Source organism: Variovorax sp. ISS6 (assembly GCF_056523145.1).
This window is the reverse complement of sequence record NZ_JAWRZC010000001.1, coordinates 3,740,986-3,760,636: the sequence shown is the minus strand read 5'-3', so window position 1 is coordinate 3,760,636 and position 19,651 is coordinate 3,740,986. Positions and strand designations below refer to the sequence as shown.

The 19,651-nt window shown below is 66.7% G+C and carries 33 protein-coding genes, 1 tRNA gene and 1 pseudogene; 15 read left to right on the top strand and 20 right to left on the bottom strand.

Going from position 1 to position 19,651, the window contains the following annotated elements; genetic code table 11:
* Nucleotides 1-86 precede the first annotated feature (86 nt).
* From AC1HIL_RS17445 to AC1HIL_RS17350, 20 genes are all read right to left on the bottom strand, one after another.
* A complete protein-coding gene (locus AC1HIL_RS17445; protein ID WP_479672308.1) occupies nucleotides 87-1,022 on the bottom strand; it encodes a hypothetical protein in 936 nt (311 codons plus the stop codon).
* Nucleotides 1,023-1,771: 749 nt separating this feature from the next.
* Nucleotides 1,772-2,056 carry a hypothetical protein gene (locus tag AC1HIL_RS17440; protein WP_479672307.1) on the bottom strand — a complete coding sequence of 95 codons (285 nt, stop codon included), beginning with the start codon at nucleotides 2,054-2,056 and terminating at the stop codon, nucleotides 1,772-1,774.
* A gap of 372 nt (nucleotides 2,057-2,428) precedes the next feature.
* Nucleotides 2,429-2,505, bottom strand: a tRNA-Met gene (locus AC1HIL_RS17435).
* Nucleotides 2,496-3,029, bottom strand: coding sequence for a hypothetical protein (locus AC1HIL_RS17430; protein WP_479672306.1), 534 nt, complete (start codon nucleotides 3,027-3,029; stop codon nucleotides 2,496-2,498). The genes AC1HIL_RS17435 and AC1HIL_RS17430 overlap by 10 nt, the downstream gene beginning before the upstream one ends.
* A gap of 17 nt (nucleotides 3,030-3,046) precedes the next feature.
* Nucleotides 3,047-3,580: a nuclease domain-containing protein gene (locus AC1HIL_RS17425; protein WP_479672305.1), complete on the bottom strand. Its 534-nt coding sequence runs from the start codon at nucleotides 3,578-3,580 to the stop codon at nucleotides 3,047-3,049.
* The gene (locus tag AC1HIL_RS17420) at nucleotides 3,577-4,077 is read right to left on the bottom strand and encodes a hypothetical protein (RefSeq protein ID WP_479672304.1); all 501 of its coding nucleotides are present in this window, start codon (nucleotides 4,075-4,077) and stop codon (nucleotides 3,577-3,579) included. Before AC1HIL_RS17420 ends, AC1HIL_RS17425 begins: the two co-directional genes overlap by 4 nt.
* Nucleotides 4,070-4,414, bottom strand: coding sequence for a hypothetical protein (locus tag AC1HIL_RS17415; protein ID WP_479672303.1), 345 nt, complete (start codon nucleotides 4,412-4,414; stop codon nucleotides 4,070-4,072). Before AC1HIL_RS17415 ends, AC1HIL_RS17420 begins: the two co-directional genes overlap by 8 nt.
* A 2-nt stretch (nucleotides 4,415-4,416) precedes the next feature.
* Complete coding sequence (locus AC1HIL_RS17410) at nucleotides 4,417-5,049, bottom strand: hypothetical protein (protein ID WP_479672302.1); 633 nt, start codon at nucleotides 5,047-5,049, stop codon at nucleotides 4,417-4,419.
* Nucleotides 5,046-5,483: a hypothetical protein gene (locus AC1HIL_RS17405; protein ID WP_479672301.1), complete on the bottom strand. Its 438-nt coding sequence runs from the start codon at nucleotides 5,481-5,483 to the stop codon at nucleotides 5,046-5,048. The genes AC1HIL_RS17410 and AC1HIL_RS17405 overlap by 4 nt, the downstream gene beginning before the upstream one ends.
* Nucleotides 5,480-5,743, bottom strand: a complete 264-nt coding sequence (locus AC1HIL_RS17400; protein WP_479672300.1) for a hypothetical protein — start codon at nucleotides 5,741-5,743, stop codon at nucleotides 5,480-5,482. The genes AC1HIL_RS17405 and AC1HIL_RS17400 overlap by 4 nt, the downstream gene beginning before the upstream one ends.
* Entirely contained in the window at nucleotides 5,740-6,471 is a 732-nt protein-coding gene (locus tag AC1HIL_RS17395) for a hypothetical protein (protein ID WP_479672299.1), read from the bottom strand. The genes AC1HIL_RS17400 and AC1HIL_RS17395 overlap by 4 nt, the downstream gene beginning before the upstream one ends.
* Nucleotides 6,468-6,707 carry a hypothetical protein gene (locus tag AC1HIL_RS17390; RefSeq protein ID WP_479672298.1) on the bottom strand — a complete coding sequence of 80 codons (240 nt, stop codon included), beginning with the start codon at nucleotides 6,705-6,707 and terminating at the stop codon, nucleotides 6,468-6,470. Before AC1HIL_RS17390 ends, AC1HIL_RS17395 begins: the two co-directional genes overlap by 4 nt.
* Nucleotides 6,704-7,657, bottom strand: a complete 954-nt coding sequence (locus AC1HIL_RS17385) for a hypothetical protein (protein ID WP_479672297.1) — start codon at nucleotides 7,655-7,657, stop codon at nucleotides 6,704-6,706. The genes AC1HIL_RS17390 and AC1HIL_RS17385 overlap by 4 nt, the downstream gene beginning before the upstream one ends.
* A gap of 1 nt (nucleotide 7,658) precedes the next feature.
* Entirely contained in the window at nucleotides 7,659-8,522 is an 864-nt protein-coding gene (locus tag AC1HIL_RS17380; RefSeq protein ID WP_479672296.1) for a phosphoadenosine phosphosulfate reductase domain-containing protein, read from the bottom strand.
* Nucleotides 8,522-9,046 carry a hypothetical protein gene (locus tag AC1HIL_RS17375; protein ID WP_479672295.1) on the bottom strand — a complete coding sequence of 175 codons (525 nt, stop codon included), beginning with the start codon at nucleotides 9,044-9,046 and terminating at the stop codon, nucleotides 8,522-8,524. Before AC1HIL_RS17375 ends, AC1HIL_RS17380 begins: the two co-directional genes overlap by 1 nt.
* A complete protein-coding gene (locus tag AC1HIL_RS17370; protein ID WP_479672294.1) occupies nucleotides 9,043-9,432 on the bottom strand; it encodes a hypothetical protein in 390 nt (129 codons plus the stop codon). The genes AC1HIL_RS17375 and AC1HIL_RS17370 overlap by 4 nt, the downstream gene beginning before the upstream one ends.
* Nucleotides 9,429-10,652 (bottom strand): DNA-methyltransferase, encoded by a 1,224-nt coding sequence (locus AC1HIL_RS17365; protein ID WP_479672293.1) that lies wholly within the window; start codon nucleotides 10,650-10,652, stop codon nucleotides 9,429-9,431. The genes AC1HIL_RS17370 and AC1HIL_RS17365 overlap by 4 nt, the downstream gene beginning before the upstream one ends.
* Nucleotides 10,652-10,966 carry a hypothetical protein gene (locus AC1HIL_RS17360; protein WP_479672292.1) on the bottom strand — a complete coding sequence of 105 codons (315 nt, stop codon included), beginning with the start codon at nucleotides 10,964-10,966 and terminating at the stop codon, nucleotides 10,652-10,654. Before AC1HIL_RS17360 ends, AC1HIL_RS17365 begins: the two co-directional genes overlap by 1 nt.
* Nucleotides 10,967-10,993: 27 nt before the next feature.
* Nucleotides 10,994-11,179: a hypothetical protein gene (locus AC1HIL_RS17355; RefSeq protein ID WP_479672291.1), complete on the bottom strand. Its 186-nt coding sequence runs from the start codon at nucleotides 11,177-11,179 to the stop codon at nucleotides 10,994-10,996.
* Nucleotides 11,179-11,409, bottom strand: a complete 231-nt coding sequence (locus tag AC1HIL_RS17350) for a hypothetical protein (protein ID WP_479672290.1) — start codon at nucleotides 11,407-11,409, stop codon at nucleotides 11,179-11,181. The genes AC1HIL_RS17355 and AC1HIL_RS17350 overlap by 1 nt, the downstream gene beginning before the upstream one ends.
* A 73-nt stretch (nucleotides 11,410-11,482) precedes the next feature.
* Here AC1HIL_RS17350 and AC1HIL_RS17345 point away from each other — a divergent pair, with 73 nt between their 5' ends.
* The 15 genes and pseudogenes from AC1HIL_RS17345 to AC1HIL_RS17275 all read left to right on the top strand — a co-directional run bounded on the left by AC1HIL_RS17345 (nucleotide 11,483) and on the right by AC1HIL_RS17275 (nucleotide 19,580).
* Nucleotides 11,483-12,163 carry a S24 family peptidase gene (locus tag AC1HIL_RS17345; RefSeq protein ID WP_479672289.1) on the top strand — a complete coding sequence of 227 codons (681 nt, stop codon included), beginning with the start codon at nucleotides 11,483-11,485 and terminating at the stop codon, nucleotides 12,161-12,163.
* A 12-nt stretch (nucleotides 12,164-12,175) separates the two neighbouring features.
* Nucleotides 12,176-12,298: pseudogene (locus AC1HIL_RS17340) on the top strand (DUF4124 domain-containing protein); the annotation flags it as partial.
* Between the two features lie 24 nt (nucleotides 12,299-12,322).
* Nucleotides 12,323-12,748 carry a hypothetical protein gene (locus AC1HIL_RS17335; RefSeq protein ID WP_479672500.1) on the top strand — a complete coding sequence of 142 codons (426 nt, stop codon included), beginning with the start codon at nucleotides 12,323-12,325 and terminating at the stop codon, nucleotides 12,746-12,748.
* Nucleotides 12,749-13,230: 482 nt separating this feature from the next.
* On the top strand, nucleotides 13,231-13,440 hold the full coding sequence (locus AC1HIL_RS17330) for a hypothetical protein (RefSeq protein ID WP_479672288.1): 210 nt from the start codon (nucleotides 13,231-13,233) through the stop codon (nucleotides 13,438-13,440).
* Nucleotides 13,437-13,559, top strand: coding sequence for a hypothetical protein (locus AC1HIL_RS17325; protein ID WP_479672287.1), 123 nt, complete (start codon nucleotides 13,437-13,439; stop codon nucleotides 13,557-13,559). Before AC1HIL_RS17330 ends, AC1HIL_RS17325 begins: the two co-directional genes overlap by 4 nt.
* A complete protein-coding gene (locus tag AC1HIL_RS17320; RefSeq protein WP_398498139.1) occupies nucleotides 13,556-13,774 on the top strand; it encodes a hypothetical protein in 219 nt (72 codons plus the stop codon). Before AC1HIL_RS17325 ends, AC1HIL_RS17320 begins: the two co-directional genes overlap by 4 nt.
* The gene (locus tag AC1HIL_RS17315; RefSeq protein WP_479672286.1) at nucleotides 13,771-14,028 is read left to right on the top strand and encodes a hypothetical protein; all 258 of its coding nucleotides are present in this window, start codon (nucleotides 13,771-13,773) and stop codon (nucleotides 14,026-14,028) included. Before AC1HIL_RS17320 ends, AC1HIL_RS17315 begins: the two co-directional genes overlap by 4 nt.
* Complete coding sequence (locus AC1HIL_RS17310; protein ID WP_479672285.1) at nucleotides 14,028-14,297, top strand: hypothetical protein; 270 nt, start codon at nucleotides 14,028-14,030, stop codon at nucleotides 14,295-14,297. Before AC1HIL_RS17315 ends, AC1HIL_RS17310 begins: the two co-directional genes overlap by 1 nt.
* Entirely contained in the window at nucleotides 14,294-14,548 is a 255-nt protein-coding gene (locus AC1HIL_RS17305; protein WP_479672284.1) for a hypothetical protein, read from the top strand. The genes AC1HIL_RS17310 and AC1HIL_RS17305 overlap by 4 nt, the downstream gene beginning before the upstream one ends.
* The gene (locus AC1HIL_RS17300; RefSeq protein WP_479672283.1) at nucleotides 14,545-15,360 is read left to right on the top strand and encodes an ERF family protein; all 816 of its coding nucleotides are present in this window, start codon (nucleotides 14,545-14,547) and stop codon (nucleotides 15,358-15,360) included. Before AC1HIL_RS17305 ends, AC1HIL_RS17300 begins: the two co-directional genes overlap by 4 nt.
* Nucleotides 15,357-16,295: a lambda exonuclease family protein gene (locus AC1HIL_RS17295; RefSeq protein WP_479672282.1), complete on the top strand. Its 939-nt coding sequence runs from the start codon at nucleotides 15,357-15,359 to the stop codon at nucleotides 16,293-16,295. The genes AC1HIL_RS17300 and AC1HIL_RS17295 overlap by 4 nt, the downstream gene beginning before the upstream one ends.
* Before the next feature lie 8 nt (nucleotides 16,296-16,303).
* The gene (locus tag AC1HIL_RS17290; protein ID WP_479672766.1) at nucleotides 16,304-17,890 is read left to right on the top strand and encodes a hypothetical protein; all 1,587 of its coding nucleotides are present in this window, start codon (nucleotides 16,304-16,306) and stop codon (nucleotides 17,888-17,890) included.
* A gap of 24 nt (nucleotides 17,891-17,914) precedes the next feature.
* Nucleotides 17,915-18,190 (top strand): KTSC domain-containing protein, encoded by a 276-nt coding sequence (locus AC1HIL_RS17285; protein ID WP_479672279.1) that lies wholly within the window; start codon nucleotides 17,915-17,917, stop codon nucleotides 18,188-18,190.
* Nucleotides 18,191-18,306: 116 nt separating this feature from the next.
* On the top strand, nucleotides 18,307-18,681 hold the full coding sequence (locus AC1HIL_RS17280; RefSeq protein ID WP_479672278.1) for a hypothetical protein: 375 nt from the start codon (nucleotides 18,307-18,309) through the stop codon (nucleotides 18,679-18,681).
* A 56-nt stretch (nucleotides 18,682-18,737) separates the two neighbouring features.
* The gene (locus AC1HIL_RS17275) at nucleotides 18,738-19,580 is read left to right on the top strand and encodes a DUF2303 family protein (protein WP_479672277.1); all 843 of its coding nucleotides are present in this window, start codon (nucleotides 18,738-18,740) and stop codon (nucleotides 19,578-19,580) included.
* Nucleotides 19,581-19,651: the final 71 nt, after the last annotated feature.

Genomic DNA, 19,651 nt, shown 5'->3' with positions numbered 1-19,651 from the left:
TGGCTCCCGCAGTTTGAATCTCCGATGCGCCAGCGGCTAAGTTCGACACCTGCCCGAACAGCGAGGGCATGCCTGCGGCGTTTCGCTCAGCCTCCTCGATTTGGACCTTCTTGATCGCCTTCGCTTGAGACCGCTGCCCCGTCAGCGGGCGGCGCTGTGTCAACAGCTTGTTGCTCCTCGGCCCCAACAGCGGCTCTTGCCGCAAGAAGCTCTGCAAGACTTTCATCTGCCTTCCTTTCTGACTCTGCGTCGGCTTGCGCGTGAAGATCGACCGTCTGCCGATACACGGTATCGAACTCGGCCAATACGTGATCGCCGATCTCGAAGTGTTGACCCAACCCGCGTACCGCGAACATGTCTGTGTCCTCTCCAACGCCGGGAGCCACCTCTGCTCTCTTCTTGGCGCTGAATGTCAGCCACAAAGTCTTTGTGAAACCCGCGTTTTTCCCATGTCTTAAGAACATCAAATGCGAGTTTGCGTGATACCAACCATTCCCTATCGCGGCAAAGCCCGCTGCGTCATGACAAGAAATCGTTGCTCCATCCGCCACGTAGATGTGCGCACCTGTGCGATCAACGCCAGCAATGATCGCCTCCACCCGGGGGAACGTCTTTGTGATCATTTCTGTGGCAAGACTCGACACGAGCTGTGGCGACAATTCGGCTTGGCGTGCGATGAACGTCTCCAGCGTCAGGCCGAGCGGCCCCAGAAACTCGCTTGCAGCGCGGTTTGCGCGCAGTTCGCTGTGTACATGGGAGTACATTGCGGCGATTTCGCTGATGCGGAGCCAATCCGGTGGCGGCTCCACACTAAGCATCCCATTGATTCGGTCTCTCATCCGGGCGACGATCTCGGCTTGAATCGTCATCTCGCCGGCGACCATCAACACTGCTGAGCTCGTAAGCTCATAGCACTTTGAGACTGGCGGCTGGAATTGCACATTTCCAGCAGTCAGCATGCGGTCCGACGCTCCGATCACAGACCCGCTCGTCTCGCAGATAGCGGCAACACAGACGGTCATGGTTCCTCGCTCCAAGTCTCAGATTCTCTGAAACCTGAATGTAAACCATCGTTTGCAACGGAGAAAAGAGCCCGCCAGGGTGGTCCTGACGGGCGAACGTGCGACCGAGGCCGCTCGAGGAGACAACTGGCCGGCGAAGTGCCGGGGGTTCGGTCCATCCGACTTACGCGGTGCTCGCGCGCTGGACCGCGCGGTTCTCGTCCCACCCTGCAACCCCTGGGACGAGCAGGAGGAAAAATCCGGAGTGGCTTACCCCCCACTCCAGCACCAGGGCTGGCGCCGTGTTCGGGGTCCGGTTGCCCGTGGCCCGAATCATCCGGCGGCCAGCGCATGCGGCGAATCCCTACAGGGGGCCGGATGCAGGGATTGCGCTCATTGCGCTCGCCCACGTGGCGCAATTCACCTACACATACAGGCGTCGCCTGCTTCAAAATGTTGCGAACGAATGAACTAACTACAGACCCCATGCCCCTCGATCTTCTGATGGCGATCGCAGAACGGTCGCTCCCCTGTTTCATTTCAGATCCTGGCGAGCTGAGGTTCCTATCCAGACTCGTTTTCGCGGGCTTGGTCGAGGCCGAATTCGAAGGGTTTCCTCAAGGTGCGCTCAACCGAAGCGCCGGGACTAGTGCGACGGTTACGGCAATCACGGCGGCCGGTCGCAAAGAGTTGGATGTGCTGATGACACCCAGATTTAGTCGCAAGCTGACATAGTTGGCACGCTCACCCACACGAGGGCGCCGGTATCGTCAGAAGTCGAAGTCGCTGCCGAAACGAGCAGCCACGATGGCACGGGCCACGGCCTCTCTGGGTGTCTCGCCTTGTTGCCAAGGCCCGTCCTTCAATGCATCTCCAGGGCGCCCCAGCACCATCGCAAACCAGTGCGGCTCGGGGTGCGGCATCGGGGTCATCTGAATCACGAACCTATCGAGCACGGCTTCGAAGTCGTGCCACTCCGCCTGGAAAACGTCTTCGCCCATGGCACGCGCGAGCCATCGCTGCAAAGAAAAACTATCAAGTTCATCGACCTTCATGCTCGGGATTCCCCAAGATCACACGTGGCACGAATGAAAGACGCACCCCATGCTAGCGGCCAGATTTTTCTGACGAAGGAGGCCTTGATTATTGCCACCCGATCTTCGCTCCGAGCGCCCAGGCAAAAAAAAGCCCGACGCAAGGTCGAGCCCAAAGCCCTTCGCTGTCACACGGTGGGTGACGAATTGTCGGGGTTAGTTCTGCTCGCTGCTTGTCGGAAAGCCAAGACGGCAAGAGTCGGTCAAAAGCGGGGCGTCGCTCGCAGGCGGATGCCACTCAAGGCCTCGGCCGGTTCGCCCTGCGCAGCTACCCGGCATCATGCATCTCGACCCGTGCTCGAATCACGGTTGAGCCCCTTCGGGGTGGTTATCTGGTTGCGGTGGTCGGCTTCGAACCGACGACATACAGGGTATGGGCCTGTCGCTCTGCCTGGCTGAGCTACACCGCGCGATCGAAGTGTGAGGTGTTCGCCGCCGGCACGCCCGCCCTACAGGGGGTTTCGAACAGCTGCACCTGCTTCGGGTCGGACGGCGCTTCCAGCGCGGCCACGCGGCGGCGCAGGCGCTTGATCTCTTCGGCCTGCTCGGCCGCCAGCATGGCGGTGTTGCGGCCGTTCTCGATCGCGATCGCCTGGGCGGCCGCGCCGGCCTGCAGCGTGGCCAGCATGCGGTCCTCGCGCGGCGTGAGCTGGAACACCATGTCGCCGATCTCGATCTTCACCCAGCCGTCGGCCAGCAGCGTCTTCGACATGGCGCGCGCCGGCGGGTGCTGGACGGCCGGCACGTACACCCCGCGCTGCACGCGCAAGATGTCGCCGCGGTCGACCAGCGTGCCGATGCGGTCGTCGATCACGCTGAGCGTCAGGCCGGTGAGCTCGGCCAGCGTCTCGCGGGTCACGATCTGTTCCTTGCCATGCAGGTCCTGCACGGCCTCGAGCACGATGGTCGTGCTGCTCTTGCGATCTTCAGCCATTCGGTTGTTCTCCTCGTTCAAATCCTGTCGAGCGCCCACTGGGCGGCTTTCCGCTCGCGCGGCGTGGCCGGCACGTTGCCTGCCACGATGTCCTGCCAGATGGCCACCATCCAGCGGTGGGCGGCGCCGAAGCGCTCCACCTTCTCGGCCGCCGGCGCCGGGCCTTGGTCAAGCCAGCGGTGGCAGGCGTCGCAGCCGTGCACGTGCCACTGGTCGTCGGCCTTGCGCGCGCCGGCCTTGCCGTGCACCGCCTGGTTGCTGTGGCAAGCGACGGTCGTGTCGGTACCGCCGCGGCACACGCCCGGCACCAGCAGCAGGCAGCGCTGGCCGCGCGCCATGTTCAGGAGCGTGCGGTTCTTCTGCTTCTTCGTCTTCAGCCGCGGGCCCTTGAAATCGGCGTCGTTGATCGCCGCCATGCGCACGATCCGCCCCGGCACGGCCTCCACGCGCGCGAGCACGGTCACGCTCGGCTCGCGCGCCAGGTCCCAGCCGATCAGCTTCGGCGGCCGGCGCTGAAAGCCGGTGCGCTTGAGCGGCGCGCTGCGCTTCACGTTGGCCCCATCCCGATGATCTCGCCCGTGTCCGGGTCGACCTGCATGCGCTCCCACTGCTCGAAGCTGGCCGGGAAGGTCACGCCGAGCTCGGTGGCCGCGAAGGCGCTCACCCGGTCGATCAGCTGGCTGTAGCCCTTCACGCCCAGGTCCTCGGTGCTGACGCGCTCGCGCCGGCGCACCTTCTTGCCCGTGAGCGGGTTGCGGGTGGTGACCGTCTTGTGGCCGAGGTACTCGGCGCGGAAGTGCTCCTTCCAGACCTGCAGCGGGAACTGCGCGCCCTGGGGCCGCGCCTGCGCCGCGATGGTCTTGAGCACCACGCCGTGGTAGTACTTCCGCTGGCGGTCGGTCTTCGCGTCCTCGTGCAGCCGCACCTCGACCTCGAGGCGGTGGCCGGCCTGGAACTGCTGCATGCACCACGGGGCGATGCGCTGCAGGAAGCTGGCGCGCGCGTGGTCCTGGTCGGGCCAGATGGCGTGCAGCGCGATGTCAGCCATGGGCAGCCTCCAGCAGCTCGGGCTGGATCGCCGGCAGCGGGACAGCTTTCCACGAGAGCGTCTCATCCACCGCGTCGGCGCCAGGATCGCGGAGCGGGCGCAGGCACTCGTCTGCGATGAAGGTTTCGATGAGGTCGAACCCCCAGCGGGTCGGCACCCGCCCGCGGCATAGCCATGTAGGGCCGTGCGTGGGCGAATACTGGCAGATGCCGCCGTCCGGCGTCGGGAGCGATTCGCCATCAGTCGCCATCAGGCGCACCACCTCGACGAAGCGATTCCGAGCGATCGGGTCATAGGGGGCCACGATGCGCGCCAGGTCTCCAGGTCGGCAGTTCATGGTCAGGCTCCGATCTCGGACAGCAGGGCCTTCAGCTGACGCAACTTGTCGCCGCCGGCGGCGGCCTGCTGCAGCTGCGCGTCAACTTCGAGCGCGATCGCGTCGACTTCATCGGCGGCGCGGCGCAGCAGCGCGCCGAGATCGCCGAGCCGGCTGACGAATTTGTCGCCCGGGCTGAGGGCCACGGCCGGCGCGGCGGAGACGGACAGGTGGGGCGCGGGCTGGGCCGGCGCGGCGGTCGCGATGATGGCGCGGATGGGGCTGGGCACGGGGTCGTTCTCCTGGGTGCTGGTGGTGATCTGGCGCGCGAGGACGCGGATGTAGAAGCCGGGCGTGGCCTGCTTCACGAGGCGGGCGTCGCACAGGTGCGCGAGGCAGCCGTCGATGACGGCGCGGTCGGGCGTCATGCCGCCGCGGCGCAGCTCGCCGATGACCTGATCGCGGGTCCACGGGTCCTTGATCGGCACGGCGTCCAGCACCTTCTTCGCCATCGTGTTCAGCCCGCTTTCCAGCCGGGCCTGCTTCGCTGCATTCATCGCTGCTCCAGGGTTTTCGATTCCGGCCATTCGCAGGCCTTCCATGACGCCGCGACCGAAGGTCTGGCGGCGGGCTTGTTCGCGAACGGTGACGGTCATCGGATGCCGCTCCTCCGGAAGGTCCAGGCCACCATGGCAGCGTCGCGCTCGTGCTGGTTGCTCCGGTCCGACCAGCCGGTCACGATCGCGAAGTTCTGCGCGTTCAGCTTGGCGCCCTTGGCGGCCGGGCTGATGCCGTGGGCGGGAATGCCGAGGTCGGCGCAGATGGCCGTGATCAGGCTGCACCAGGCATCCACCTGGCCCAGCGAGCGCGCGGTGGCGAGCGCCGCGCCGAAGTCGGGCTTCTTCCGGGCATTCCAGGTGTGCGTCGCCAGGCGGCTGTCCTCGAAGATGACACGCGCCGGCATGCATTCGCGCAGCGTGCGCTCAAGCGCGAGTGGCTCGATGGTCTTCAGGAAATCGAGCGCACCGCCGCTGAAGGCGGCCAGGCCGGTGCTCGCGCCGGGGTCAATGCCGAGAACGTGGACCTTCACAGGAGCGCTCCTTGCGGCGACGTGCGCAGCTGCTCGAGGCGCTCAGCCGCCACCTTCACCGCCGCGTGGCCGCCCTGCCAGTCCTCGCCCCAGATCGAGCGCAGCGCGGTCTTGTACTCCTCGCGCAGCGTGCCGTCCTTGCGCGAGCGCCAGTACTCGGGCCCGTTGGCGATGCCGCGCGCCAAGCACTCGCGGCAGTTGGCGGTGTAGCCCGGCCAGTCGGCGCGCGCCGCGGCCTTGTCGCAGTTCGGGCAGCTCATGCGCGGCGCCTTTCCGAATCGTTGGCGGCGTCGAGGCCGGAGAACGGCGTGGCCTTGTAGTTGCGCCAGCGGTCGCGACTGCGCACGGCCTGCACCGTCGACGCGCTCACGTCCATCTCGCGCGCCATCTGCCGATGGCTCTTGGAGTTGGACAGGATCTCCAGGACCTTGACCTCGTCCAGCTTCGAGTCCTTGCGCTTCGCCAGCGCGATCGCCCGGCGGTGGGCCAGCGTCTTGGGTTTCCCCTCCTGCTTGTGCCCACGGCCAACGCGCTTCATGTGCTCGAAGCGGATGCAGTCGTCCGGGTTCTCGCACGTCATCGTGATCGTGTGCCCGAAGTCCATCTTCCGCAGGTGCAGACCCCACACCTGCCGTCGCGCCGACCGCTCGCCGCTGCCCCACACGGCATGCACGATGGGGCCGCGCTGCGGGTCGACGTAGCCCGACCAGCAGAGGCACCCGTTCGTCGGGCGGCAGCGTTCGTAGATGTCCTGCAGCTGCTGCGCCTTCGTCGGCTTCCAGGCGGCCGCAGCCAGCAGCTTGTGGCCGCCGAACTGGACCTTCTTCACCGCGCCGCTGGCGAGGAGGCCTTCGATGATCGGCCGCAGGCGGCGACGGACGACCGCATCGCGCGAGCCGGCCAGGTCATCCCAGCGGACCGGTTTCGCTCGGATGCGCGCGAACACCTCGTCGGCGTCGAATTGGAAAAGGGGGCCGCGCGTCGTCATGCCAGTTCGGGCTCCGGTGCAGGGGTGAAGGCGCCGTCATTCGCCGGCGCGAGGGATGCGAAGTGGGCGGCGCAGCCATCCAGGCTGCAGCGCTCGACCGCGCGGTAGGCCGCGATGCCCGCGGCGGCTTCGGCACTGAGCTGGCCGGCTTCCCGCAGGCGGGTCTCCGACCAGGCGATGGCGTGCAGGCGGCGCTGGGCACCGAGCGCGACCGAGGCCACGTAGCGCAGGTTCATGCTGGTTCTCCTTGACGTTGCTCGACCACGCGGCGGACGCGGGCCGTGTACTGCGCGAAGGTCTCGCGGGTGGCGCTCAGGTCGTGCTCGTCCCAACGGCCCAGGCCGAGCTCCTCGCCCTTCGCTTCGATGGTGGTGCGCGAGTCGTCCCAGGGCTTCTGGGGCATGCCAACGCCGGCCGCGATCGCCGCGGCTTCGCCGAGCTGCCGGCGGACGATGCCCAGCAGGTAGTTGAAGCCCTTCGGCGGCGTGGACTTCGCGCAGATTTCGGCAGCCGCTTCGAAGGTCTCGACCGGCACGCCCTTGGCGATCAGCGCCAGCAGCTCGGGGTTCGACGGGCTGACGTCCGCCACCTTCTTCGCCTTGATGGCGCGGCAGACCTCTCCCGCCTTCGTCGGGCTTTGCCCGCCCACCCCCACCGACCCGGCCGTGGATCCGGGTGGGGGGGTTCTTTCTTCCAATCCGGTACCGGTTCTGGTTCCGGTTCCGGTGTCGTCTCTCCCGGTGTCGCTCCGGGTGTCGTCCTGTTGGCGTCCGTCGTCTGTCCCATGGGACATCCCCGCCCTTTCCGCATCCTTCCGCTGGCGGTACTCTCGCTTCCGCAGGCGCTCCGACTCGCGAGCCGAAAGCATCTCGAGGACCCGCTTGGTGACGGTGTCGTGGTAGAGGCGACCGTCCTCAGCAGCCCACCAGCCGCGCATCAACTTGGCTCGCACCTTCACGAAGGTCTTCATGGGCATGCCGATGCGAACCGCGATCAGCTCATCTTCGCTCGGGAGCGAGCCGCAGGGTTCTTGGCGCCAGGCTGTGACCCAGAGCATCAGCAGCCACGGGCGCACGTCCGCCGGCGCGAGCGCCCAGGTGTCTGATTGCTCGATGCGCTCGTGGTCCAGCTCGAAGCGCCAGCCCTTTGCGCGCGTATCCGCGGGGTATGGAACAGGTCTCGTCACGTCAGTCCCCGCAGAAGCACGCCAGGGCTTCCTGGTCGTCCTCGAACATGTCCACCTGGTCGGCTGCGTACTGGGCGATTTCGGCGTAGCTCGGGCCGTCCTTGGTGAAGCGAGCGCCTCGGCCGGTGGCGCCGGGGATCATGGAGCCGTCCTCAGCGCGCACCCACCAGGTGATGGGATAGCGGCCCGCTCGAGCGATGGACAACCGCTGCGCCGGCGGCTTGTTGAAGCAGTAAATGCAGTTGCCTTCGAGCGTGCGCCCGTTGTGCGTCACCAGCTCGAGATCGAAGGGTTGCGACTTCCAGAACGCGCCCACCTCCTGCACGCTCACGCCGGCGTCCGCCAGCGGCATGCACATGGTCTCGTCCTTCGTTTCGGTGCTGGTGCCGCGGGCGCGGATCTTGGCGACGCGCCGCTGCTCGTCAGCCCGAATGCCAATGAACTGGTCCCACTCCGGCCACGCATAGAACGCGCGCAGGTAGCGATGCATGGTGCGGATCTTCAATTCACTGGTGCAGAAACGGCTGACTGGGTTCGGCAGGAACTTCCGGCGCCGAATCAATGCCGTGAAAGGCTCGCCCTCCCGCGCTGCCCATCTCGGATCGGTGTACGACCGGAACATGCGGTCGTCCTCGCCAAAGTACTCCAGCCACACGATGCGCACGTCCCACTCGTAGGAGCAGCGGGCCACGAACTGCAACGTCTCTTCGGCCTCCAGGCCGGTGTTCGCAAAGCACACGACCAGCCAGCGCGCGATGTCCTCGCGCGTGTTTGCCCGCAGCACGCGCCACAGCATGTAGGCGCTGGTGCGCCCGCCGCTGAAGCTCAGGCAGGTGGGACCGTTCAGCTTGAAGGGATCGTGCATCAGGCGTCGTCCCCCAGGTACTCGCGGTGCGGCACGACGCGGCCGTCGACCTTGTAGCCCCAACCGAGCGAATCGCCCCAGGTGAAAAACAGCGTCCACGTGCCGCCCGCCGGCACCTCGACGATGCGGTGGAACACATCGGACGTGATCGGCTGCGTGAAGCCGCGCAGGCGCAGCCGAGCGCCGCGGTACTGCTCGCGGCGTTCCTCCATGTAGCCGTTCCGCAGGATGATCGAACGCGCCAGCCGCCATGGATGCGAGTGCTCGTGTCGATCGTTGTCCGACAGCAGGATCTTGTGCACGCGGATGCTGGGCAGGCTCGGCCAGCGCGCAGGCAACTGGTTGCCGGCTGCGTCTTTCCCGTACGGATTGAAGAGCCAGTGCCTGTCCATGTAGATGCGTCCGGAGCCGTCGCCCGCGTAGATCGGCGAGTACGGCGTGCGCTGCGCGCGGCGGATCAGGTAGTCCGCGACCGGGCGGCGCGACACGACGAAGGCGACAGCGCGCCAGAGGGCTTCCTTCATGCCACCTCCGCATGGGGATCGTTGGCGGCCGCGGCGCGGTGCCGGCCGGGGGCCTTGGCGTTGCGGAACTCGAAGATGTCGGCGTGCTCGGGGTGCTCGAGGCCGAACAGGCGCGCGAGGTACGGCGTGTGCCAATCGTTGAGCTTCCAGCGGCCGGAGGCCTCATGCAGCGCGGAGTGGTGGCGCAGCACCTCGATGATCGTGCGCGCGCTGTAGTGGCCGTAGCCCTTGGCGATTACGCGGTTCGTCTCGCGGCAGAAGGCTTCGTAGACGTGCAGATTGCTCGGCAGGTAGAGCAGGAACTCGGGCGTGAACATGCCGGCGTGCTGGCGCGCCAGCTCGAGCGGGTTCACCCGACGGAACAGGGCGTCGTTCTGGGCGGTCATGCGGCCTCGAGGAGCGATGGTTGGTGGCCGGCGCGCGCAGCCGACTCGATACGGGCGCGCGCGATCGCGAGGTAGTTCTTGTCCATCTCGCAACCCACGAAGCGGAAGCCTTCGCTCATGCATGCCTTGCCAGTGCTGCCGCTACCCATGAAGGGGTCGAGGACCAGCCCGTTCGGCGGTGTCACCAGGCGGCACAGGTAGCGCATCAGCTCGGTGGGCTTCACCGTCGGATGGAAGTTGCCCTGGGCCCTAGCCTCGGAGCCCTCATCCCTGCGTGCGAGGGGCTGGCCGCTGGTGTTGCTCAACATGCCGGCCGGCGGTTGCGGCAACGCTGCGGTCCCTTCATTGCGATCGGCTCGACTCGCCTTCGCGCAGTAGAAAAAGCGCGCGGCGTTGCCCGCGTCACTTCGCGCCAGCGCATCACGCGCCGCTGGCATGTCGCCGAAGATTCCTTTCGACTTCCTGCCTTTCGACTGCCCGGTGAGGTCCCCTTGCTGGCCCGGCGCTTCTGGGAATGCGGCCACCACCTCTGCGCTCCCGTCATGGATCAGGTTGGCGGGCCAGCGACCGAGTTCATGCGGCTGTCCGCAGGGCGACCCTTCACGAACTTCGTGCTCCTGGCGACGAGGCAACGCACCTTTACCGGTGTTGGGTGGCATCGACTCTCCCGCCACGCGGCAGCCATCGATGTTGAGGGCGCCGGTGCCAAACTCCGCCATGTTTGCAGCGACGCTGTAGCCCTTAGGGAGGAGCTTCCTCGCCACAACAATCGGCTCGTGTGCGGGCTTGAGCGCGGTACCCCACCCTTCCCATTCGTCGTCAAGGTTGTGCGACTTCGGAAACCCCGAACCGTAGACCCACATGATCTGATCGCGGATCTCAAACCCAGCGTCCTCGATCGCCACCGCCATGCGGTGGTAGGTCCGCGCGCCGGAGAACGCCAGCAGGTGCCCCCCAGGCTTGAGCACCCGCAGCGCTTCGGCCCACGTCTCAGGACGGAAGGCAACGTCGCCCCCGTCCCACTCGAGGCCCATGAAGCCCGTGTTGCTCGCTCCGGCGCGTGCGCGCGCGTAGGCGTTGCCCACGCCCTTCCCATGCGGCCCGCCGCCGTTGTTCGTCAAGTGGTACGGCGGATCGGTCACGATCGCGTCGATGCTCGAGTCGGCCATGCTGCGCATGACCTCGATGCAGTCGCCCTGGTGCAATGCAAAGCGCTCCATCAGGCGTGCCCTCCCCGCTCGGCGAATTCCGGGCCCTCAAAAGGCCCTGCCAGTTTCCGCAGCGCGCCGATACGCTCCTCCTCATGCAACAGCTTCTCCGCCGCCATCGCACGCCAGGTCTTGCCGTAGCAGGTCAGGTAAACGAAGTCGCGCAGCAGCGTGCTGGCGTCCGTACCGCTAAGAGCGCAGTGCTGCCGGAATACCTTGTCAGTCGCCTCGTCAACCTTGGTCTTCAGGTCTTCGGTCAACTTGCCGAGCGGCCCGGCGATGCCGCGGGCGAAGGCCGGCTCTTGGTCTTGGTCGATGGTGGACATCTCGAGTTGATGGTTGGGGTGAGGTGGTCAGCCGATCGGCTGGAGGTCGGCGGCGCGTGCGGCGAAGACGTCGCGGAAGACGACGTGCCGCCAGCAGTCGGGGTCAGCCGGAAATGGGTTGGCCAAGGCGAGCTCTTCGCCCCGCTCGGCCGCGTGCAGGGCGAGTTCGGCGACTTCGGTGTGGCTCAGTGAGGAGAGAGGCTTGACCTGCATCACGCAGCCTCGATCACGGGAAGCTCCCGAACACCGCGATCCACTTCATCGAAGTAGTCGAGCAGTGGCTGGACGGTCAATACGCGCGGGTTATCGCGGCTTCCATAAACGAACTTGCGGATGAAGCTCGGGGTGACGCCCGCTGCATGGGCGATCGCGTCCCATCGCGAGGCCCCGGCCTCGCGCAGGCGACGTTTGAGAAAGTCAGTTATGGATTCGATGGTGGACATAGGCGGCTTTCATACCGATTTCGGTCCAAGTGTGCCATACCGACAACGGTATGTCGAGCGCGAGAATTTGCGCATGCGAAAGAAGCCCCTGCCGCCCGAGGAGAAGCGAAACAGCGCTCTCGCCCGGCATTTCGAAAGAATCGCCGGGGGGCGATCTATTCAGGTCCTACGCCTCGAGATGAAGGAGGCGGGCTACGACATCGGTCAAGGCACTTTGAATCGCCTTGCTCATGGAGAGACCGGAGTTCGAATGGACTCGATCAAAAAGCTAGCGGCCTTCGCGCGCATGGAGCCCGACGAGTTGCTTCGGGAAGACGGTCGCTCTGAAGAAGACGAGTTCGTTCAAGTGCGACGCGCTGACGTCAAGTTTTCGAACGGCCACGGGCAAATCGTTTATCACGTCGACGACAAGCCGCCGCTGTCTTTTCGTGCCGACTTCCTGAGGAAGCTGAACATTCCCTCGGGGAGAGCGGTGGTGGTTGAGGCCGTAGGCAACAGCAACGAAGACAAGATCCAGGACGGGGCCATAGTGTTGGTGAACACTTCGGACAACAACAACCTGAATGGTCGCTTTTTTGCTTTTCGAGTGGATGGCGAACTCTTGATCAAGCGTTTGAACAGGATGCCCGGCGTGGGCGTGGTGGCGACAGCCGAAAACTCCAATTTCACGCCGAAGGTCAAAATCTACCCCGAGGCAGACGAGATCGAATTCGAGGTCTTAGGTCACGCGGTGTGGACCGGCGCCCTCCTCTAACCGCTTTGCATCATGCCCATCCGAGTCGTAGTCGCAACGCTGTTGGTCTGGGTCTCAATTGGGGCAGCGGCGCAAGTTCATAGATGCGTTGACGCTGCCGGAAAAACGACATTCAGCGATCAGCCGTGCCCGACCAGCGCGAAGAGCGCGGCGCGCGTCTTGGGTGCCGACGCCACAAATCGCCGGTGGGAGAACGAGGTCTATGGCCGCGAGCGCAACATGCGCAGCATTCAAAATGCGTCTCGCATCATCCAGGCCCCAACAAGCGATGCCGCCGGCGATGCAGGCGCCGGCATCATCGACCACGACCCCAACGAGCGGATCCGCGCACAGGATGACCGGAACATGCAGAGGCGGATGGCCGAGATCGAGGCGGACAGGGCTCGCCAGGAAGATCGAGAGGCACGCGCCGAAGCAGCGCGGGCAGCAGCGGTCGGCAGACCTACTACCATCACGAACTGCAATGCCGGCGGCTGCTGGGACAACGCGGGCAATCGCTACAACCGCACCGGCAATGGCCAGAATTTCTGGCGCTCTGACGGGCGTTTTTGTCGTGCCACCGGCAGCTCGATGAGTTGCAATTAACGCGGTGTCAACCTCCCAAGCAACCTGTCCTCTCTGTGGCTCGTTGGCCGGGGTTACGGCCGGCCCGCACGACGACTATCGGCACTACGAATGCCCCACGTGTGTTGAGTTTCTCATCACGCCAGTGGCCGAGAAGATTGTGCACTCCGGCGCGGATCACGTGCGCGCGGCATTCTCACGCCAAGCGCAAAAGTCTGACGCGGTGCGCCTGTGGTCAATCCGTCGTGCCAGCAAAGCCGAAATTGCCGCTGAGCCCTCGGCATCGCTCTCTGCCAGCTTCGTGCCGCGCGGAACGTAACGCGCGATAGCTGCGGCGCTGCGGCTACACATCACCAGGACCGCGCGCCAGCGCATGACTCGATAGCGTGCAGCTAATACCGATTTCGGTCCATCGGAAACTTTCATAGCCTACCCATACCGATATCGGTTTACTAACCATACCGATATCGGTACATTGCAGCCCTTCTACATAGGAGTTGGGTATGCGAATAGAGCAGCTGCCGCGAGAGGCAGCAAGGAAGGCGGAAAGCCCGGCCACGAGTCCTGCACCCGATGCGTTCGGGTTCTCCGAACGGCAGCTGCTGGCGTTTGACCGCGGCTACGCCGCAGCCAAGGACGCCGGCATCCTCCCGCAGCTGCAGGCTGACGCCGCGCTGCGCATGGACCTGGCCCATCAGCGGGGTGCGGCATGAAGGCGAAGCTGCAGGCCCAGCTGCTGGACATCCAGCGCCAGATCGCCGCGCTGCGGCACAAGTACGCCGAGGCGCGCGCCGCGCGCGCCATGGCTTCGTTCGGGTGGTGCGCAGCATGAGCGCCGCGCAGCACACGCCGAAGACCGAACTGGTCTCGATGACCATGAGCGGCAACCTGCACGACGTGGCCCGCTACGTCAGCCGCTTCGGCCTGTCGGACTTCTTCGTGCAGGCCGAGTCCTCCGGGGGCAGCTGCATCGTCCTGCTGCGTCTCCCCGTGGGCTGGCCGGTCGACCACCTCGGGCCCGTGCCGGCGGAAGGGCGCGCGAAATGAGCACGCGCACCATCCTCAGCTACGCGGACCTGCGGCGCGCCGAGCGCGAATGCGCGCCCGATCAGACCGTCACCACCAACATCGGCTTCCTGCTGGCGCTGCGCCGCGGCACCGACAACCGCGACGAGTTCGCGACGGCGGTGCTGCAAGGCCTGTGCGCCCACCCCGACACCTGGGCTCTCCCCTCCGAAGACGCGATCGCGGAGAAGGCCTACGAGCTCGCCGACGCCATGCTGCGCGCACGGGAGGCCTGATGCGCTCCTCGTACAGCTTCCCCCTTGTTCCCGCGCCCGCTGACCAGCCCACGCTGGTCGGCACAGTGAACGCGGACGACCACCGCGCGGGCCGCATGCCGCGCTCGCTCGAGGACGCCTTCGGGCCCGGCCAGCGCTCCAGCACCGCGCGGCTCTACGTCGAGATCCCCCGTCGCCAGCAGCTCGAAGAGAAGGCGGTGATCGCCGCCTCCGCGGCCGCCGGCGTGTTCGTCATCGCCCTCCTCATCTTCGAAAGGATTGCATCGTGAGCGTCCGTCTCGTGCACCCGCCGCGCGCCAGCGCCGGCGACACCCTTCCGCCCGACCGCTTCCCGGCCGCCGCCAACGACGACCACCTGGACGCCCTGGACGCGCCCGGCCTGTGGTTCCCCTCCACCCGCGCGCACGACCTGTTCATCTGCGCGGGCATCGTGCTGCTGATCGCCTTCGGCGCGGTGCTGGCGTTCGCCGGCAGCGAGCCGCTCGCACAGTGGGGCGCGCTCTTGGGCTTCGCGAAGTGAGCGTCGCACTCGCCCACGCCGAGGCCGAAGTTCTCGAGCCCACGCGCGTCGCGGCAGCCGCGCCGCTGCCCGCGCGCAACGAGATCGCGACCGTCATGCACGCCATCACCGCCGCGGCCAACGATCCGAACGTCGACGTCGACAAGATGGAGCGGCTGCTGGCCATGCACGAGCGCATGCATGCCCGCGCCGCCGAGCAGAAGTTCAACGCGGCCATGACGAAGGCTCAAGCTGCGATGGGGCCGGTCTCCGCCGATGCCGTGAACGCTCAGACCCGCAGCGCCTACGCCACCTTCACGCAGCTGGACCGCGCGCTGCGCCCCATCTACACCAAGAACGGCTTCGCCCTCAGCTACGACACAGACGTCAGCCCCAAGGAGAACCACGTCCGCGTGCTTTGCTACGTGTCGCACGCCGCGGGCCACATGCGCACCTACAAATGCGACATGCCGGCCGACGGCAAGGGCGCCAAGGGCGGCGACGTGATGACGAAGACCCACGCCCAGGGCTCGGCGATGACCTACGCCCAGCGCTACATGCTGAAGCTCATCTTCAACGTCGCCATCGGTGAGGAAGACGACGACGGCAACCGCGCGGGGAAGAAGTCGAGCGATGCCGATGTAGCGGCGGAGCAGGCGCTGGCCGCGCTGATCGATCGCCTGCTGCGCACCGTTCGCGACGATCAGGCCGCCGCGTTGTGGCAGGAGGGTTCTCGTGCGCTGCGCGCGACGGAGCGCAACGACCTCTACGCGAAGTTCAAGGATGCGGTCATCGCCCATCGAACCGCTCTCCGCGGGAGGCGCGCCGCATGATCGTCCTGAACCACCCACAGGGCAGCGAAGACTGGCTGCGCGCCCGCTGCGGCGTGGCCACCGCGTCCCGGTTTACGGAGGCGCGCGAGAAGGTCGGCGGCCTGAGCGACCAGCAGCGCGTCTACGTCGACGCGCTGCTGGCGGGCCAGGACGAGGCGGACGCGCGAGCGAAGGCCGGCTTCCGGCAGAAGCCCACGGCCGGCGGCATCGCCAAGGCGCTCGCCGGTGAGTCCACCGAGACGCCGGGCGCCGACGCCGTGAAGTACGCATGGCTGATCGCGTTCGAGACGATCAGCCGCGAGCCGCTGGACGACACCTTCGTCACCTACGCGATGCGCCGCGGCCGCGAACTCGAGCCGCGCGCGCGCATGGTCTACGAGACGCGCACCGGCGCGCTGGTCGAAGAGGTCAGCCTGATCCTGACCGATGACGAACGCTTCGGCTACTCGTCGGACGGCTTCATCGACGACGAGGGCATGGTGGAGATCAAGTGCCCGCTGTCGTGCGACAAGCTGGGCAAGGTCTGGGCCAGCCCGGAAACCGCGCACTTCGAGTACCTCGACCAGATCAACGGTGGCCTGTGGATCACGGGCCGGAAGTGGTGCGACCTGGTCGTCTACTGCCCATGGCTCGAGCCGGTCGGCAAGGACCTGTTCGTGAAGCGCATCTATCGCAACGACGACGCGATCGAAGCCCTCGAGTCGGACCTCATCAGCTTCTGGCGGCTGGTCGAAAGCTCCCTCGAGGTTCTGCGCGCGCCCGCAAAGATGTCCGGCGCTCCCAAGGTGCCGCCGGCCGACCAGGCGCAGCAGCCACACGTAGCGCGCACGCCCGCACCCTCGCCGGCCCGCGTGGCCGCGCCCCCCGCTTTCCTGTTCCCCGAGCCGACCGCGCCCGCGCGCGCCGGCCACGCCGTTGTCGACAACCCGTTCTGAGAGGCCCCATGTCCGATCTTTCCACCACCCCGACCGGCGGCGAAGTCGCCGCCAAGCCGACCACCATCGCCGCCGCGGCGCTCGCACTCTTCGCGCCCCTGGAAGCCGAGGTCAACACCCTCGCGGAGCGCTACCGCAACGTCGCCTTCGACATGAGCACGCCGAAGGGCTTCAAGGCCGCCAAGGACGCGCGCCTCGAGCTCCGCGAATCGGGCCGCTTCGCGCTGCAACGCCTGCGCGACAAGACCAAGGACCAGCTCAACGACTGCAAGAAGGTCGTCGACGCCGAGGCCGCGCGCCTGATCGAGATCGTTCGGCCGGTCGAGACCGCTGTCGACGAGCAGATCACGGTGCACGAGAACAAGCTGGCCGCCGAGAAGGCCGAGCGCGACCGCATCGAAGCCGAACGCCGCCAGAAGCACCTGGATGCCATCGCCAAGATCGAAAGCTACGTCGCCTTGGCCGAGGGCCTGCCGATCGAGCGCATCGAGGCCGGCTTGGCGTACGTGCGCGAGATCGACGTCAGCGCAGTCGTGTTCGAGGACTTCGCAGTCCGCGCCTCGGCGCAGAAGGACGCCACCATCCGGGCGCTCGAGAAGATGATCGCCGACGTGCGCCAAGCGGCCGCGGCCGAGGCGCTGCGCATCGAGAACGAGCGCCTGCAGGCCGAGCTCGCCGCGATGCGGAGCCAGCAGGCCGCACCAGCACCAGCACCAGCACCAGCACCAGCACCGGCAGAGCCGGTCGCCGCGCCCGTTGCTGAGGCGTCGCCCACCGCGCGCGCCGCAGAGGCGCCCGTCGCATCGCACCGCCCCGTGACGTCGGCCTATGGCGGCGGCCGCAGCATCTCGACCGCGGCGCCAGCTCCCGCCCCCGCGCCGCCGGCGGCGATCGACACCGGCGCGGCAGCGGCCAACGAGCCGAGCGTCGGCGCCAAGCCCACGCTGCGCATCGGCGAGATTCGGAGCGGCTGGGCCACCCGCTCACTGCGCAGCGCCTGCGCGACTGGGGCATCGAGCCCGCCACGCGCGAAGGGGCCGCGACGCTCTACCACGAGCACCAGTACCCGCTCATCTGCGACGCCGTCTCGCGCAACGCCCTCCAGTCCAAGGCCGCGCACGCGCAGCGCCTGGCCGCCTGACCGCCCACCACTACCCGGAGCAACCATGCCGATGACAAAAGAGTCCCTCGCCGCCCTGCTGAACGGTCGCGAGTACCGCAACGAGATCACGGCCACCGAAGAAGCCGACGCCAAGGCCGCCGGTCTGCTGGTCATCTTCGGCGCTAGCGACGACCTGACGGAGCTGCGCGGCGCGCTGTACGACGAGGCTGGCGCCTACGGGGGCGCCACGCACCGCATCGACGCCAAAGGCTTCGTGCCCGACTGGGACAGCGTCGACCACGAAGATGAAGACGAGTGCGCCGACTACTTCGCACGCAAGCGCGGCGGCCTCGAGATCGATGCCAAATGGGCCGAGGGCGACTACTCCTGGGTCATCGAGACATCCGTGCCGCACGCCACCTTCGACATCTTGGAGGACGGCGAGAAGTACTGCCGCGGAATCGTCATCGACCTGGCCGACCTCGGCTCCTGATCCCCATCACGACCAGGAGAACCCATGCCCGTTTCCTTCACCAATGAGGCCGAGCGCCTCGACATCCCCCTCATGCCCGTGAAGTCCTCGCAGCTGGCTGCCGTGGGCTACGACGTGGCGACGAAGACGCTCGCCGTGACCTTCAAGAGCGGTGCCGGCACGGTCTACCAGTACTCCGACATCACCGCCGCGACCCATGCGGCGCTGCTGGCGGCCGAGTCCATCGGCAAGTACTTCGAGCAGCACATCCGGCCCCAGCCATTCAAGAGGTTCGTGACGGCCCCGGCCGGCGCGCGCTGACCAGTTTCGGGCGACCCGTTGGTCGGAGTCCTTCCCTCCTCCTCCCTCCTCCATTGCCGACCAACCCGCGCGAGCGGCGCCCGCTTTCATTCCCCTCAACCACCAGAAAGGTGACCATGCCTGACGTATTGAAGTCCCCAACGCCGCAAGCCAAGCGGCAGAGCTTCTCGGAGTTCCTCCAGTCGCTCGACTACGGCGCCATTGACGACGAAGCGACGCACGAGCTCAACGAGATCGTGCATGCCTGCACGGAGACCGGCAAGACCGGCGAGATCTCGCTGACGATCAAGATCAAGCCGATCGGCACGGCCGGCCAGGTCGAGCTCGACAGCGCCCTCAAGGTGAAGAAGCCGAAGCCCGTCCGCGGCAAGACGCTGATGTTCGCCACGCCCGACAACAACCTGCAGCGCGAAGACCCGCGCCAGCGCTCCCTCGACGGCGTGCGCACCGTGGCCGAAGAGACCCGCAGCCAAGTCCGCGCCGTGTCCTGAGACCACCTCACCCACACCTCCTTCCCTTTCCTCCACCCCCTTCAACGAGCACCCCAATGAGCGACGACAACACCACCTGCAACGTGCAGGCCGCACTCAACGCCGGCGCCGGCCTGGCCGGCGTCCAGATCCTGGACCTTGCCAAGGCGGCCCCGGGAAACCTTCCCTTCGTCGTGCTGCCCGACGGCTACCGCACCGAGAGCCTCGAGTCGATCCTGGCCTCGCCCTTGCGCAAGAAAGGGAACACCACGCTGAACGACGCGGTCAGCTTCATTGCGGTGGTCAACGACCAGAAGGGCGACACCACGCGCCTTTACTCGACCATCAACCCGCCAACCTTCACGGCCGTTTTCAATGACCACTCCGGCGCGGCCGCGGGCGGCTGGCGCGCGGGCTGGCGCGACCATCGCGCCGTCTACAACGCACCGCTGTCGCCTGAGTGGAAGACGTGGATCGGCGCGAGCGGCCGCGCGCAGACGCAGACCGACTTCGCGCAGTTCATCGAAACCAACCTGCCGGACATCGCCGAGCCCGTCGGCGGCGTGGTGCTCGAGGTGGCCCGCTCCCTCGAGGCGAAGAAGAAGGTGAACTTCGCGTCGAGCGTGCGCCTCTCCGACGGCTCCACCCAGTTCACCTACGAGGAGGACGTGCAGGGCAGCGCACAGAAGGGCCAGCTGCAGGTGCCCGACGTCTTCGTGCTCGCGATTCCGGTTTTCGAGAACGGCGACCGCTGGCGTGTCGAAGCGAACCTGCGGTACCGCATCGCTGACGGAGGGAAGCTGTCCATCTGGTACGAGCTGGTGCGTCCGCACAAGGTCATCGAGGCCGCGGTGGCCGACCTCCGCACCACGATCGCCGAGAACACCGAGCTGCCCATCCTGGTCGGCACGCCGAGCTGATCGACTCATGCGCCCCTCAGGGCGCTTACCTCCACTCGCGCCGTAGCGGCGCAAGCCTCTCGTCAATGAAT